Source organism: Bacteroides sp. GD17 (assembly GCF_038448625.1).
In the GTDB taxonomy this organism is placed as follows: domain Bacteria; phylum Bacteroidota; class Bacteroidia; order Bacteroidales; family Bacteroidaceae; genus Bacteroides.
In genome coordinates, this window is sequence record NZ_JBCEZS010000003.1 from 119,768 (window position 1) to 133,500 (window position 13,733).

Below are 13,733 nucleotides of genomic sequence, written 5' to 3' on the forward strand. Positions count from 1 at the left end.
TAACTATTTTTTCCTATCTTTGCAGTGCATTGGTTTGCCGTCTTTGTTCGAAGGCGGCAATTAAAAGGGAATTAGGTGCAAATCCTAAACAGTCCCGCTGCTGTAAGTTTCGCAAAATGTTGCAGACATCACCCTATGCCACTGGAAGTTCGCTTCCGGGAAGGCGCCTGTAACAGAAATAAGTCAGAAGACCTGCCATGCACATGTTATCATTGCTTTCGAGGAAAAAGCGTTGAGTCTAATGAACCGGACAAGTCGTCCATCATTTCATTCATCAAACCTGATTCAGAGAAAGTAAAAGGTAAATAAACTCTGCCAAGTTTATTTGTTGATGTCCGGTCGAAGTGATTTCGCCCGGACATTTACATTACAAAAAGTCACCAATTAATTGGATATTATCTAAATAATACTTATATTCGGCACACTAAACTCTCAAAACAGGTTTAGCCGTTAACTTATTGTCAAATCCTTAAAACATAAAACATGGAATTGCCATTTGCCGAATCATGGAAAATTAAAATGGTGGAACCTATCCGTAAAAGTACCCGCCAAGAACGTGAACAATGGCTGAAAGAAGCCCATTACAACGTATTTCAACTGAAGTCAGAACAAGTTTATATCGACCTTATCACCGATTCGGGCACTGGAGCCATGAGCGACCGTCAGTGGGCAGGCATGATGCTGGGCGATGAAAGTTATGCCGGAGCCTCTTCCTTCTTCAAATTGAAGGAAGTTATTACCCGGCTGACCGGCTTTGATTACGTCATCCCTACACACCAGGGACGTGCCGCCGAAAACGTATTGTTTTCCTACCTGGTGCACGAGGGGGATATCATTCCGGGAAATTCTCATTTCGATACTACCAAAGGACACATTGAGGGGCGTAAAGCTATAGCTTTGGACTGTACCATAGACGAAGCCAAACAGACGCAACTGGAAATCCCGTTCAAAGGAAATGTAGACCCCGCCAAACTGGAGAAGGCATTGCAGGAGCATGCAGAGCGCATACCGTTTATCATCGTTACCATCACCAACAACACAGCAGGAGGCCAGCCGGTTTCCATGCAAAATCTACGCGAAGTGCGTGTCCTTGCAGACAAATATAACAAACCTGTCCTCTTCGACTCCGCCCGCTTTGCCGAGAATGCCTATTTCATCAAGATGAGAGAAGACGGTTATTGTAACAAAAGCATCAAAGAGATCACTCATGAAATGTTCGACCTTGCAGACGGCATGACCATGAGCGCCAAAAAAGACGGTATCGTAAATATGGGCGGCTTTATAGCCACCCGCCGGAAAGACTGGTACGAAGGTGCCAAAGGTTTCTGCGTGCAATACGAAGGCTACCTTACTTATGGCGGTATGAACGGCCGGGATATGAATGCACTTGCCATCGGGCTGGATGAAAATACAGAATTTGATAATCTGGAAACCCGCATCCACCAGGTAGCCTATCTGGCCAGGAAGCTGGACGAATACGGCATCCCCTATCAACGCCCTGCAGGTGGCCATGCCATCTTCGTAGATGCTCCTAAAGTATTGACGCATGTCCCAAAAGAAGAATTCCCGGCACAGACATTGACTGCCGAATTATACCTGGAAGCAGGCATACGCGGTTGCGAAATCGGGTATCTGCTTGCCGACCGCGACCCGATAACCCGTGAAAACCGTTTCAATGGGTTGGACCTGCTTCGCCTTGCCATCCCCCGCCGTGTTTATACCGACAACCACATGGATGTGGTGGCAGCCGCATTGAAAAATGTATATGACAAGCGCGAAAGCATCACCCACGGGGTACGCATCACCTGGGAAGCTCCGCTGATGCGGCATTTCACCGTACAACTGGAAAGATTATAAATAGAGCAACGTCGTTCTTCGTTTGTTTTTTGGTTAATTTCTAAAAAACAAAATTGCTTTATCAAGTGTTATATGATGGTAAACATTAAATACTTGTAATTATGGCAGAAGAATATGAACTGATAGACAACGAAGAACGACGTCAATACGAGTTCCACATCGAGAAATATACTCCGAGAATAGAGTATATCAAGTCTACCAACGGCGAAATCTACCTGACTCATACCGAAGTACCATCTGCACTGAATGGCAGAGGGATTGGCAGTCAGCTTGTAGAAAAATCATTAAAAGATATAGAGAGACAGGGACTCAGGCTGGTGCCGTTGTGTCCGTTTGTTGCCGCGTACATTCACAAACACCCTGAATGGAAGCGCATCGTATTAAGAGGTGTTCACGTTTAAAAAAAGATTGTTATGGAAAGTACTAAAGAATATACCAATGGCGAGTTGACCATCATCTGGCAACCCAAACTATGCCAACACTCCGGAATTTGTGTCAAGACACTTCCCAATGTATATCATCCGAAAGAAAAGCCTTGGATACAGATAGAGAATGCAACCACAGAAGAACTGATTGCGCAAATCAAGAAATGTCCTTCCGGTGCATTGAGCTACAGACTTAACGTCAATACAAAGTCAGAAGATAAATAATAGTGGATGGTAAATCTGCGTTTCTCCGCCGTACGGTATTCTTCGGCGGAGAATATGCCACTTTCATTTACGGGAAAAGGCAATACCCGCATGTGTTCCCGAAAATCGACATCCGAAGCATTCATGCATTTGAACATGGTTTCCTTGGCCGACCAATGAAGTAATAACGACCAAATTTCAGTGCCCCGAAACAAGGATGCTTCTTCATCCTCGCGCATAAATTTGTGTGCTACCCTCCGAACCCTCTCGCCATACTGTTCAATATCAATGCCGACTTCTTTATCCGGCATTCCCAGAACAACAGCAACATAACCTTTGGTATGAGAAATACTAATGGAGGCGGAAGCATCCGCCAAATAAGGCTTTCCGGTAGGATAATAGGCTATTTCCTTCTCCTCACCCAGCAACGTATAGAGCAACACACGGACAGCAAGCCACTCCAACCGGCGGTACTCCGCCTTAAAACGCTGCATACCTTGCAGGTACACATCTTTACCTGGAAGCATGGCAAGCAGTTCGTCCAGAGTCTCGTCTGTTTTCCATACTCCCCATTGGCAGGAAGAGTCTGTATGTTGCAGAAAAAGAGGCATTACTTTTTGTCTTCGGCAGCATCTCCTGCCGGTTCGTTAATGGTAAATTTCACTTTGAGGATGCGGCGGTTATCCATTTCCAGCACTTCAAACTCATAGCGGTCGTAAGTAACTTTTTCATGAAGAGCCGGAAACTCCCCTTTCAGTTCGAGCAAAAGTCCTGCCAGCGTATCGGCATCCCCTGCCACGTCATCAAAAGTTTCCTCGTTTATCTTGGTGATTTTATAGAAATCCGTCAACTGTGTTTTAGCCTCGAATACCCAGGTATGATCATTGAGCACGGCATAAGTACGCTCTTCATCATCATACTCATCATGGATCTCACCGACTATTTCTTCTATAATGTCTTCCATGGTCACAATACCCGATGTACCTCCAAATTCATCGACCACAATGGCAATATGAATCTTATTTGCCTGGAAGTCACGAAGCAGGTCATCAATCATCTTTGTTTCCGGCACAAAATAGGCCGGACGGATAAGCGATTGCCAACGGAAGTTATCGCCTTTATTCAGATGGGGAAGTAAATCCTTGATGTAAAGCACTCCCTTTATGTTGTCGCTGGTATCTGCATAAATGGGAATACGGGAATAAGCATTCTCAATAATACACTTCAGCACCTCCTTGAAAGGTGTACGGATGTCCAGATCGACTACGTCCAGACGGGAAGTCATAACCTCCTTTGCCGTTTCGCCTCCAAAGCGGATAATGCCTTCCAGAATATTGTTCTCTTCCGAAAGCTCCGCTTTATCCGTCAACTCTAAAGCATGCGACAATTCATCGACCGAAATATTATGATTCTTGCGTACAACATGCTTGTTCAGGAAAGAAGTGGAACGTACCAACAAGGATGCCAACGGATAAAATACAGAACGAAACACGGTGATGCCCGGAGCCGCAAAACGACAGAAAGTCAATGTCTTCTGCGCTGAATAGATCTTAGGCATAATTTCACCGAAAAGCAACAACAGGAAGGTTAAGATGACTGTCAGAATAAGGAACTCTGCAATAGGAGAATGAAACCGAAATACATTCATAAAGAAGAAATTGCAGAGCATAATAATGGTTACGTTCACAAAGTTGTTCGTAATCAATATCGTAGCCAACAAGCGTTCGCTATTATCCAGCAAATTACTGATTTTTTCATCCGAAGGATGTTTCTTCTCCGCAATCGTATTCAGATCCGACGGAGAAAGCGAAAAGAAGGCTATCTCGGAAGCTGATGCAAAGCCGGAAACAAGCAGGAGTAAGCCTGCCAACACAAGGGCTATAATAGCCGAAATAGAAGGAACTTGTACGGATATACCGTTAAAAACATCTGCCAACTGGCATAAATAAGCGTCTGGATCCAAAGAATTTGGTTTTAGTTAAACAATTAGAACGGCAAATCGTCCGTCGGATTATCTTGCGCAGGAGCAGCCTGCGGTTGTACTTGCTGTTGCGGTTGGGCACTCGCTCCACCTTGCGGGGCATAAGGAGCAGCACTGGGAGTGGCATTTCTCGGGGTTAACATCTCCATATTATCAACGAAGATTTCCGTTACATAGCGCTTAATCCCTCCCTGGTCGTCGTACGAACGGGTACGGATTTTACCCTCTACATAGAGTTTATCCCCTTTATGCACGTATTTTTCTACGATCTCGCCCAAGCGACCGCGGAATATAAGGTTATGCCATTCGGTGCGGTCGGGGATTTGCGTACCATTCTGTAGCGTATATCCTTTCTCGGTGGTAGCCAGAGAAAGCTGGGCAACACAGTTTCCACCCTCATAATAGGTTACTTTGGGATCTTGTCCTACATTTCCTATCAATATCACTTTATTTACTGACATAAGCTTCTATTCTTTAGATTTTGCTGCCAAAATTAACGAGAATATTCACACTATGCAAGAATACAAACAACTTTTATACATATTTCTCCAAGAAAATATGTATCAGCCTAGGCATGGCATAATGCTCCATGTCTTCTATCCTAATCCGCTGATAACCGGGAAAAGAGGCGGATGTTTCCGGCAAAACAGCCTCATAGAAGTGGGTGTAAATCACCCGGTGAGACAAAACGTGCTTCACGTTGCGAAGCACCGAACGAACCTTCGGAGCCTCCCCTTTTGCAAAAAGTGCATGTAGCTGCGGGCATGCAAGAAACTCCTCCTCCGATAAATCTTTTTCGGTCTCGACCAGCGGCAACTCAAACAGATTTTTCCAGATGTCATTTCCCGTTCTCTTATTAATCAAGGTATACGCGCCCATGCGTACATATATATAATTGAAATAACGGTTAGTAGTTTTCGTCTTATGCTGCTTCACAGGTAACTGAAGAACTGTCCCTTTCGACAAGGCGGAACAACTGTCGGACAAGGGGCAAAACATGCAATCAGGCGCTTGAGGGGTACACTGGATAGCTCCAAAATCCATAATCGCCTGATTATAATCCGCCGGACGGGATTTATCAAGCATCTCTTCCGCTAAAGCTGCAAAAGTCTTCTTGCCTTCGGTAGAATCAACCGGTATATCAATGCCGAAATAACGGGAAAGTACCCGGTATACATTCCCATCCACCACTGCATAAGGCATATTATAAGCAAAAGAGCAGATGGCAGCTGCCGTGTAGTCTCCTACTCCCTTCAGTGCACGCACCCCCTCATAAGTTTCAGGAAACGCTCCATTCATACTTTCAGCCGCCGCATGCAGATTGCGCGCACGGGAGTAATAACCCAAGCCCTGCCAATATTTCATAACTTCATCTTCCGAAGCCTCAGCCAACGCCCGCACATCCGGAAAACGATGCACAAAACGAAGGAAGTATTCATATCCCTGCGCCACCCTTGTCTGTTGCAAAATGATCTCGGATATCCATATCAGATAGGGATCGGTTGTCTCTCTCCACGGCAGTTCCCTTTTGTTTTCCGCATACCATTTCAGCAAAGTTTCAGTAAATATATTCATCTCAATTACAGTCTTTTAAGAGAGCTACACCCTTTACCCCAAATGGTGTAGCCCTAACCTAAAAAAGGTGTAGCCATCCGGGCAAAAGGGTGTAGCCCTTTCCAAAGGAACAAAAATACAGTTTTTCAGCCTAACAAAACTTAATGCCGAGACTTTTTTAGAAAATTGTCTGAAATATATTTTTTAGAGCCGCCAAAAAGCTATATATTTGCAGTCCAAAAAATTAGGAAAACTATAGTAATAATATTTTTTTTGAAGAAAAATGACTAAAGCTGATATTGTAAACGAAATTACAAAGAACACCGGAATTGATAAGACAACAGTACTTACAACCGTTGAAGCATTCATGGACGCAGTGAAAGCATCTTTATCTAACGATGAAAATGTTTACCTCCGCGGGTTTGGTAGTTTTGTAGTGAAGAAAAGAGCACAGAAAACTGCTCGTAACATCTCCAAGAACACTACAATTATCATTCCGGAACATAACATTCCGGCTTTCAAGCCTGCTAAGACATTCACCATTTCAGTGAAGAAATAATAAACAATAGTATTAACCCATAAAATTTTGAAGCTATGCCAAGCGGAAAGAAAAAGAAAAGACATAAAATGTCTACGCACAAGCGTAAAAAAAGACTAAGAAAGAACAGACATAAAAGCAAAAAGTAATTTTTAGTCTGAAGGACAAAATAAAGAACAAACTTGTGAAGCTAATTGTCTCGCGGGTTTGTTCTTTGTTTAAGTACCAAATTTAATTTTTAATTAAAAGCAAATCATTGTGACAAGCGAACTCGTTGTAGACGTACAGCCCAAAGAGGTCTCCATCGCACTGCTCGAAGACAAGAGCCTGGTGGAACTTCAAAGCGAAGGAAGAAACATCTCCTTCTCGGTGGGCAACATGTATTTGGGACGCGTCAAGAAGTTGATGCCCGGCCTGAATGCCTGCTTCGTGGACGTGGGTTACGAGAAAGATGCTTTTCTTCATTACCTGGACTTAGGTCCTCAATTTAACTCGTTAGAGAAGTACGTAAAGCAGACTTTAAGCGACAAAAAGAAGCTGAATCCTATTACGAAAGCAACCATACTTCCCGACCTTGAAAAAGACGGAACGGTTTCCAACACACTCAAGGTGGGACAAGAAGTAGTGGTGCAGATTGTCAAGGAGCCTATCTCGACCAAAGGGCCACGACTGACTTCCGAGCTTTCCTTTGCCGGAAGATATCTCGTGCTCATTCCTTTCAACGATAAGGTTTCCGTATCACAAAAAATTAAATCGAGCGAAGAGCGCGCCCGCCTCAAACAGCTGCTGATGAGCATCAAGCCGAAGAATTTCGGCGTTATCGTCCGCACCGTTGCCGAAGGCAAACGCGTGGCCGAGCTTGACGGAGAGCTTAAAGTATTACTGAAACATTGGGAAGAAGCCATTACCAAAGTACAGAAAGCCACTAAGTTTCCGACGCTGATTTACGAAGAAACCAGCCGCGCCGTAGGTTTGTTGCGCGACTTGTTCAATCCTTCTTTCGAAAACATCCACGTGAACAACGAAGCGGTGTACCACGAAATAAAGGATTACGTAACTCTCATCGCCCCTGAACGGGCAGGAATCGTTAAGCTGTACAAAGGACAACTCCCCATTTATGACAATTTTGGTATCACCAAACAGATCAAGTCGTCATTCGGCAAGACCGTTTCATACAAAAGTGGTGCCTACCTGATTATTGAGCATACTGAGGCGCTTCACGTAGTAGACGTGAACAGCGGTAACCGCACCAAGAATGCCAACGGGCAGGAGGCCAACGCACTGGAAGTGAATCTGGGAGCAGCCGACGAACTGGCACGCCAGTTACGACTGAGAGATATGGGTGGTATCATCGTGGTGGACTTCATCGACATGAACGAAGCCGAAAACCGACAGAAGCTTTACGAACGTATGTGCCAAAACATGCAGAAAGACAGAGCACGCCACAACATCCTGCCGCTCAGCAAATTCGGGCTGATGCAGATTACCCGCCAGCGCGTGCGGCCGGCTATGGATGTCAACACCATGGAGACCTGTCCTACCTGCTTTGGAAAAGGCACCATTAAATCGTCCATCCTCTTTACGGACACTTTGGAGAGTAAAATTGACTATCTGGTCAACAAATTGAAGATTAAGAAATTCTCGTTACACATCCACCCGTACATCGCAGCCTACATCAACCAAGGACTTGTTTCCTTGAAACGGAAGTGGCAGATGAAGTACGGATTCGGTATTAAGATTATTCCAAGTCAGAAACTCGCGTTTCTGGAATATGTATTCTACGATCCGCAAGGTGAAGAGATAGATATGAAGGAAGAAATCGAAATCAAATAAGAAAGACGGCGAAGTAAATGATAAACTTCGCCGTCTTTTTTTTGTATTATAATGCCAGTCTATAGATCTCTTTACTATCCTGTTTCGTCAACTTCACATAGTTACCTACAAACTCGCCCTTATTGCGGTGCAGACTATCTGCCAGGCGGTCTATATCAGGATTCTCGATACCGAGTTCTTTAAAGTTCACCGGCAGCCCCATATAGCGGAAGAAGAATTTCAGGCGGGAAACTCCGGCTAAAGCCATCTCCTCCAGATCTTCCGATTCGGGCACACCCAGAACGCGGGTGGCAAACTGTGCAATCTTCTTCGGGTTATGCTCTGCCATAAAAGTCATCCAGGCAGGAACAATCACCGACAGCCCTGCACCATGCGTTACGTTGTAAATGGCGCTGACTTCATGTTCCAGAAAGTGCGAAGCCCAGTCTTCTTCACAGCCTATGCCACAAGTGCCGTTATGGGCAATGTTACCACACCACATGACATTGGCGCGTGCGTTATAGTCGTTCGGATTCTGCTTTACGCAGTAAGCCATTTTAATAATGGCCATCAATGTACCTTCGCAAAGACGGTCGCTGATTTCCACCTCAGGGGTATTGGTGAAATAACGTTCCATAATATGTACCATCATGTCGGCAATGCCGCATGCCGTCTGGAAAGGGGGCAACGTAAAGGTCAGTTCGGGATTCATGATAGAGAAAACAGGGCGTAACACCTCAGGAGCACGAAGACTCAGTTTCTGAAGGGTATCGGTCTTCGTGATTACCGAATTTCCCGAGCCTTCGCTGCCAGCTGCGGGAATGGTCAATACAACGGCTACTTTCAGAGCTTTCGTAACCTGCGCCTTGCCGATAAAGAAATCCCAAAAATCACCCTCATAAAGCACGCCGGCAGCAATGGCTTTTGCCGTATCAATGACGGAACCACCACCTACGGGGAGCATCATATCCACTTGTTCGCGACGGCAAATGTCAATGCCTTCGTATACTTTGGTATCGACCGGATTGGGCTGAATACCTCCCATCTCGCAAAACTCAATGCCGGCTTCCTGCAAAGATTGCTTCACTCTGTCCAGCAGGCCACTCCGCACTACAGAACCGCCACCATACACAATCATCACTTTCCGGGCACCGTGTTTACGAGCCAGCGCACCGGCTTGCATTTCAGTTTCTCTTCCGAAAACGAACTCGGTAGGGCTGTAAAAAACAAAATTATTCATACTTGCATTATTATAGATTTATTCGGTTACATAAATGGGAATTTAGGGGCGCAGCGCCCCTAAATTATAATTTAATGTACCTGCCATATCTTTCATAGAACAGCTTGAAAGCCCCCCACTTCATCAATCCTTTTTCAAAGACCAGGATGCCCAGCAAAGCGCAGGAAATGCCCAGTATTACATCAATCAGATAATGATGGCCCGAATAAACTGCCGTCCACCAAATGCCTACCATGATAAAAGCAAACAAAGCAATCAGCCATTTTTTACAACGGTCCATGATAGCATAAGCCAGGGCTACCACCATATACGCAGCATGGAGCGAAGGAACTGCTGCAAAGACATTGGCATTCCGCCCGTAAATGGAATTGAAGATAGAACATCCCATGAGTTCATCAAAACGTCCCAATCCGGCTACATTGCCCGGAGTATCGAGCATCGGCTCAAACCCATAATTCATGGCATACCAAGGCGGAGCGGCCGGATGAATGTAATACCCTGCAAAGCCGATAAGATTCACCAGGAGGAATACCATCGCAAAACGGAGATACACCTTGCGGTCACCCTTCAGATAAAGCCACAACCCGAAAGCAATGGGAACCGGCACCCAGCAAAGATAAAATACTCCTGCAAAGAAGTCGGCCACCGAACAATGGTTCAGAGCAAAGTATTCACAAGGAATAAGGGTAGTACCATTGACCGACAAGCCGAAAAGAGACTTTTCCGCCTCATACAATCCCTTCACATCAATAGGATTTACCTCATAATTAGGATATACACGCATCCAGTCGTAAGAAATAGCGAACACGATAAAAGGTAATAGCGCTACTGCCAACTTACGAGTCGTTTTTCCTGCAAAAAACAATACCAGAAACAGACCTGTCATCAAGAAGTGCTCCGGGCGAAATCCGATACAAATCCCTGTCAGAATCAAAAAAAGCACCGTAATGCCAATAACCAAAACAACCTCTTTCACAGAGGGGAAGAATGTTTTTCTCATTATTTATTATTCAATAGTTTATAGCAATGCGCCAGGCGGGCAAATGCCGTCAAGTTTGCCAGAATAGCAATCACCGTTAAAGGTACAATCAGTATCAGCATAGGATCGAATGCCGTACAGTCACCAAAAACGCCGCAGAAGATAGCGCCGAGGGCAGTCAGTACAACCCGCTCGGGACGCTGCATGAAGCCTACCTTGCAATCCAGTCCCAAACCTTCGGCACGGGCACGCACATAGCTCACCATCAGCGAGCCAATCAGTGCGATGAACGTAATCATGGAGCCCCACAGATAGCCCTGCAATATCAGATAATAAAAGATGCCGAACAGAGTCACCAGTTCACTGTAACGGTCGAGTACAGAGTCGAACAATGCGCCGAAAGTAGAACTCATATTACCCAAACGCGCCACACGCCCGTCCATCATGTCGAACAAACCGGCAAAGAGCACAATGCCGCCTGCCCAGCCTACATAAGCCAGTTCACCACTCTTGTACATGCCTGCATAGACAAACAAAGCAGCCGCCACGATATTCAGCACCAATCCCGTAGTCGTAATAAAGTTAGGCGTAATGCCAATTTTAATCATACCGCGCACCACAGGATTGATAATTTTGTATATCACCTGCTGCAACCAATCTCTATAATTCATATTCGTCCTTTTTGTTCTCTAAATAATGTTTCAGAAATCCCTTGAAGTTATGATTCCGGTAAACGAAAAACTTCTGCAGATGGTAGTTCCAGAAGAATGCCACCAGCACAGCTACAATAACCTTCGACAAAATAAACACGTTGTCGACGTAATAGCCCAGCAGCCCGTTGACCCACGTCATGCCTGTAAGCCATTCCGTCAGGGCAAATGTCCCCCAGGTATTCAGCAGAATACTACCTCCCCAAACGAAGAGGTATTTCACGGCAACATGTACCTTCTTTACGTTTTCGGCATGGAACACCCAGCCGTAGTTAATGGCACAGTTCACAATGCCTCCTACTACGGAACCTATAAATGTAGCATAAAGATAGAAAACGCCGAAAGCCTTCACCAGAAGAATAGTCACCAGAAAATCGACAAAACTTGCAAACTGCGCAGATAGTTGAGCCTTGAAAAAGACCCAAACATCATAGCGCCATTTTGCGCCTTTGCTCTTCTCTTTCAACTGATAATCCATCTCGCTATAATCAGAATTATAAAACCATAAACTCCGGACAAGATATCGTCCATCATTACCCCTACTCCACCCGGCAGGCTCTCCATGCGACGGATGCCCAAAGGCTTGAGTATATCAAAAAAGCGGAACAGGACAAATGCTCCCAACGCATACCAGACGTGTCCGGCAGGTGCCGCAAGCAATGCGATCCATACGCCGACCATTTCATCGACCACCACACGGGAAGGGTCTTCACCCCAGGATTCCTCCAAGCAGTCGGCAGCCCATATACCTGCAAAGGTGAATACTAAAATCAGCACTACCGTCAGCCATAACAGGCAAGTGCCCGAAACCAGATAAGACAGCCCGAACCAAATCAGTGTAGCCAGCAAGGCTCCCGCCGTGCCGGGTGCAAAAGGAGAAAAGCCCGAGCCAAAGCCCGTACCTATTATTACAGGGAGAAGGGAGGGTTTCTTCATTAATAGAGTGATAATGTGATAAAGTGATAATGTGATAGAGCGATAAAGTGATAGGGTGACAGAGCCATATAGTATTCATCCTATCACTCCATCACCCTACCACTTTATCACTATTCTTTAATCCAGATAGCTCGGTGCAGTTTCACCCACCATATTGCGAAGCGTCTCCTTCACAATGCGCCATTGCTGGAACAAGTCATGTACCGGCTGATGCTCGAAATCGTGCATCGGGCTCTTGCAGAAGAATGACAACCAAGTCTGGATGCCACACATGCCTGCGCGCAGGGCAAGGTCACTGAAGATAACCAGGTCAAGTGCGATAGGAGCTGCAAGGATAGAGTCACGACACAAGAAGTTTACTTTGATTTCCATCGGATAGCCCATCCATCCGAAGATGTCGATGTTATCCCATGCTTCCTTGTTGTCTTTGCGGGGAGGATAGTAGTTGATGCGTACCTTGTGATATACGTCACCGTACAGATCGGGGAATTTCTCGGGTTCGAAGATGTTATCGATAACGGACAGTTTGCTGACTTCCTTCGTCTTGAAGTTTTCCGGTTGATCCAGCACTTCGCCGTCACGGTTACCCAGGATGTTGGTAGAGAACCAACCGCTTACGCCCAGCATACGGGTCTTGAACATCGGAGCAAGTACAGTCTTCATCAAAGTCTGACCGCTCTTGAAGTCCTTACCTGAGATAGGTACATTCATCTTCTTGGAGAACTCCCACATAGCCGGAGTATCTACGCACAGATTGGGAGCACCCATGATGAACGGAGCACCTTCTGCAATAGCAGCATAGGCATAACACATACTCGGAGAGATCACTTCGGTATTGTTTTCCTTCATAGCCTGTTCCAAAGCAGCGAGAGATTCGTGTTCTTTAGCCAGCGGAATGTAGATTTCGGTACTTGCGGCCCACAGCACAGCGATACGTTCGCAGTTGTTGGCAGCCTTGAAGTTGCGGATGTCCTCACGCAGTTGTTCCACCATGTCCCAACGGGTTGCAGCCTTCTTGATGTGCGTACCGTTCAGACGTTTTGCAAAGTTGTGGTCGAATGCAGCAGGCATCGGCTTGATGGTTTGCAACTCGTCTTTCACCAAGTTCAAGTCTTTTTCTTTCAAAACCTCTGCATACATAGCAGCTTCGTAGGCATTATCCGGGAAAATATCCCAACCACCAAAAACAATATCATTCAAATCAGCCAAAGGCACTATGTCTTTGATAAGTTTTTCTTCACCATCCTGCATACGCATAGTAGCCATTTGTGTGATTGAGCCTATAGCTTTAGCCAAACCCTTACGAGCAGCCAGAGTTCCGGTTATCATGGTGGTAGCAACCGCACCACCTACTCCGACTACCAACACGCCTAAACGCCCGGTTGCCGGCTTAATGTTTTCTTTCATTGCCATTGTTATTATTTAGAGTTTAAAAAATTGCTCAAATTTAGGGTATTTTACTCAATTGGGATTAGTCTTTTTATCCGATTTAATGTT

At 45.5% G+C, this 13,733-nt stretch carries 15 protein-coding genes and 1 riboswitch; of the genes, 5 read left to right on the forward strand and 10 right to left on the reverse strand.

The window, feature by feature from the left end:
- Window positions 1-13 precede the first annotated feature (13 nt).
- Window positions 14-214, forward strand: a riboswitch (cobalamin riboswitch).
- A 269-nt stretch (window positions 215-483) separates the two neighbouring features.
- From AAE250_RS06025 to AAE250_RS06035, 3 genes are all read left to right on the forward strand, one after another.
- A complete protein-coding gene (locus AAE250_RS06025) occupies window positions 484-1,857 on the forward strand; it encodes a tryptophanase (RefSeq protein ID WP_294600649.1) in 1,374 nt (457 codons plus the stop codon).
- A gap of 101 nt (window positions 1,858-1,958) precedes the next feature.
- Window positions 1,959-2,258, forward strand: a complete 300-nt coding sequence (locus AAE250_RS06030; RefSeq protein WP_294600647.1) for a GNAT family N-acetyltransferase — start codon at window positions 1,959-1,961, stop codon at window positions 2,256-2,258.
- A gap of 12 nt (window positions 2,259-2,270) precedes the next feature.
- A complete protein-coding gene (locus AAE250_RS06035) occupies window positions 2,271-2,507 on the forward strand; it encodes a (4Fe-4S)-binding protein (protein ID WP_294600645.1) in 237 nt (78 codons plus the stop codon).
- On the opposite strand, the gene AAE250_RS06040 is transcribed toward AAE250_RS06035, so the two are convergent.
- The 4 genes from AAE250_RS06040 to mutY form a co-directional block, all read right to left on the reverse strand.
- A complete protein-coding gene (locus AAE250_RS06040) occupies window positions 2,468-3,097 on the reverse strand; it encodes a 4'-phosphopantetheinyl transferase family protein (RefSeq protein ID WP_294600643.1) in 630 nt (209 codons plus the stop codon). The two genes, AAE250_RS06035 and AAE250_RS06040, sit on opposite strands and share 40 nt — an antisense overlap.
- A complete protein-coding gene (locus tag AAE250_RS06045) occupies window positions 3,097-4,449 on the reverse strand; it encodes a gliding motility-associated protein GldE (RefSeq protein WP_294600641.1) in 1,353 nt (450 codons plus the stop codon). The genes AAE250_RS06040 and AAE250_RS06045 overlap by 1 nt, the downstream gene beginning before the upstream one ends.
- Before the next feature lie 23 nt (window positions 4,450-4,472).
- Entirely contained in the window at window positions 4,473-4,928 is a 456-nt protein-coding gene (locus AAE250_RS06050) for a single-stranded DNA-binding protein (RefSeq protein ID WP_294600639.1), read from the reverse strand.
- Window positions 4,929-5,001: 73 nt separating this feature from the next.
- Window positions 5,002-6,042 carry an A/G-specific adenine glycosylase gene (gene mutY / locus AAE250_RS06055; RefSeq protein WP_294600637.1) on the reverse strand — a complete coding sequence of 347 codons (1,041 nt, stop codon included), beginning with the start codon at window positions 6,040-6,042 and terminating at the stop codon, window positions 5,002-5,004.
- A 262-nt stretch (window positions 6,043-6,304) separates the two neighbouring features.
- Here mutY and AAE250_RS06060 point away from each other — a divergent pair, with 262 nt between their 5' ends.
- Both AAE250_RS06060 and AAE250_RS06065 read left to right on the forward strand, forming a co-directional pair.
- On the forward strand, window positions 6,305-6,580 hold the full coding sequence (locus AAE250_RS06060; protein WP_294600635.1) for an HU family DNA-binding protein: 276 nt from the start codon (window positions 6,305-6,307) through the stop codon (window positions 6,578-6,580).
- 237 nt (window positions 6,581-6,817) lie between these two features.
- Complete coding sequence (locus tag AAE250_RS06065; RefSeq protein WP_294600633.1) at window positions 6,818-8,392, forward strand: Rne/Rng family ribonuclease; 1,575 nt, start codon at window positions 6,818-6,820, stop codon at window positions 8,390-8,392.
- A 46-nt stretch (window positions 8,393-8,438) separates the two neighbouring features.
- Here AAE250_RS06065 and AAE250_RS06070 read toward each other — a convergent pair whose 3' ends face one another.
- The 6 genes from AAE250_RS06070 to AAE250_RS06095 form a co-directional block, all read right to left on the reverse strand.
- Entirely contained in the window at window positions 8,439-9,611 is a 1,173-nt protein-coding gene (locus tag AAE250_RS06070; RefSeq protein ID WP_294600631.1) for an iron-containing alcohol dehydrogenase, read from the reverse strand.
- A 64-nt stretch (window positions 9,612-9,675) separates the two neighbouring features.
- Window positions 9,676-10,611 carry a phosphatase PAP2 family protein gene (locus AAE250_RS06075; protein WP_294600629.1) on the reverse strand — a complete coding sequence of 312 codons (936 nt, stop codon included), beginning with the start codon at window positions 10,609-10,611 and terminating at the stop codon, window positions 9,676-9,678.
- A complete protein-coding gene (locus tag AAE250_RS06080; RefSeq protein ID WP_294600627.1) occupies window positions 10,611-11,261 on the reverse strand; it encodes a CDP-alcohol phosphatidyltransferase family protein in 651 nt (216 codons plus the stop codon). The genes AAE250_RS06075 and AAE250_RS06080 overlap by 1 nt, the downstream gene beginning before the upstream one ends.
- Window positions 11,251-11,778: a GtrA family protein gene (locus tag AAE250_RS06085; protein WP_294600626.1), complete on the reverse strand. Its 528-nt coding sequence runs from the start codon at window positions 11,776-11,778 to the stop codon at window positions 11,251-11,253. Before AAE250_RS06085 ends, AAE250_RS06080 begins: the two co-directional genes overlap by 11 nt.
- Window positions 11,763-12,236: a phosphatidylglycerophosphatase A family protein gene (locus AAE250_RS06090; RefSeq protein ID WP_294600624.1), complete on the reverse strand. Its 474-nt coding sequence runs from the start codon at window positions 12,234-12,236 to the stop codon at window positions 11,763-11,765. Before AAE250_RS06090 ends, AAE250_RS06085 begins: the two co-directional genes overlap by 16 nt.
- 117 nt (window positions 12,237-12,353) lie before the next feature.
- Window positions 12,354-13,643 (reverse strand): inositol-3-phosphate synthase, encoded by a 1,290-nt coding sequence (locus AAE250_RS06095; protein ID WP_342288787.1) that lies wholly within the window; start codon window positions 13,641-13,643, stop codon window positions 12,354-12,356.
- Between the last annotated feature and the right edge of the window lie 90 nt (window positions 13,644-13,733).

Excerpts from the sequence above, each read along its gene's own strand:
- AAE250_RS06025 (WP_294600649.1), top strand. The coding sequence starts at position 484 with ATGGAATTGCCATTTGCCGAATCATGGAAAATTAAAATGGTGGAACCT.
- AAE250_RS06030 (WP_294600647.1), top strand. The coding sequence starts at position 1,959 with ATGGCAGAAGAATATGAACTGATAGACAACGAAGAACGACGTCAATAC.
- AAE250_RS06035 (WP_294600645.1), top strand. The coding sequence starts at position 2,271 with ATGGAAAGTACTAAAGAATATACCAATGGCGAGTTGACCATCATCTGG.
- AAE250_RS06040 (WP_294600643.1), bottom strand. The coding sequence starts at position 3,097 with ATGCCTCTTTTTCTGCAACATACAGACTCTTCCTGCCAATGGGGAGTA.
- AAE250_RS06050 (WP_294600639.1), bottom strand. The coding sequence starts at position 4,928 with ATGTCAGTAAATAAAGTGATATTGATAGGAAATGTAGGACAAGATCCC.
- mutY (WP_294600637.1), bottom strand. The coding sequence starts at position 6,042 with ATGAATATATTTACTGAAACTTTGCTGAAATGGTATGCGGAAAACAAA.
- AAE250_RS06060 (WP_294600635.1), top strand. The coding sequence starts at position 6,305 with ATGACTAAAGCTGATATTGTAAACGAAATTACAAAGAACACCGGAATT.
- AAE250_RS06070 (WP_294600631.1), bottom strand. The coding sequence starts at position 9,611 with ATGAATAATTTTGTTTTTTACAGCCCTACCGAGTTCGTTTTCGGAAGA.
- AAE250_RS06075 (WP_294600629.1), bottom strand. The coding sequence starts at position 10,611 with ATGAGAAAAACATTCTTCCCCTCTGTGAAAGAGGTTGTTTTGGTTATT.
- AAE250_RS06080 (WP_294600627.1), bottom strand. The coding sequence starts at position 11,261 with ATGAATTATAGAGATTGGTTGCAGCAGGTGATATACAAAATTATCAAT.
- AAE250_RS06085 (WP_294600626.1), bottom strand. The coding sequence starts at position 11,778 with ATGGATTATCAGTTGAAAGAGAAGAGCAAAGGCGCAAAATGGCGCTAT.
- AAE250_RS06090 (WP_294600624.1), bottom strand. The coding sequence starts at position 12,236 with ATGAAGAAACCCTCCCTTCTCCCTGTAATAATAGGTACGGGCTTTGGC.
- AAE250_RS06095 (WP_342288787.1), bottom strand. The coding sequence starts at position 13,643 with ATGAAAGAAAACATTAAGCCGGCAACCGGGCGTTTAGGCGTGTTGGTA.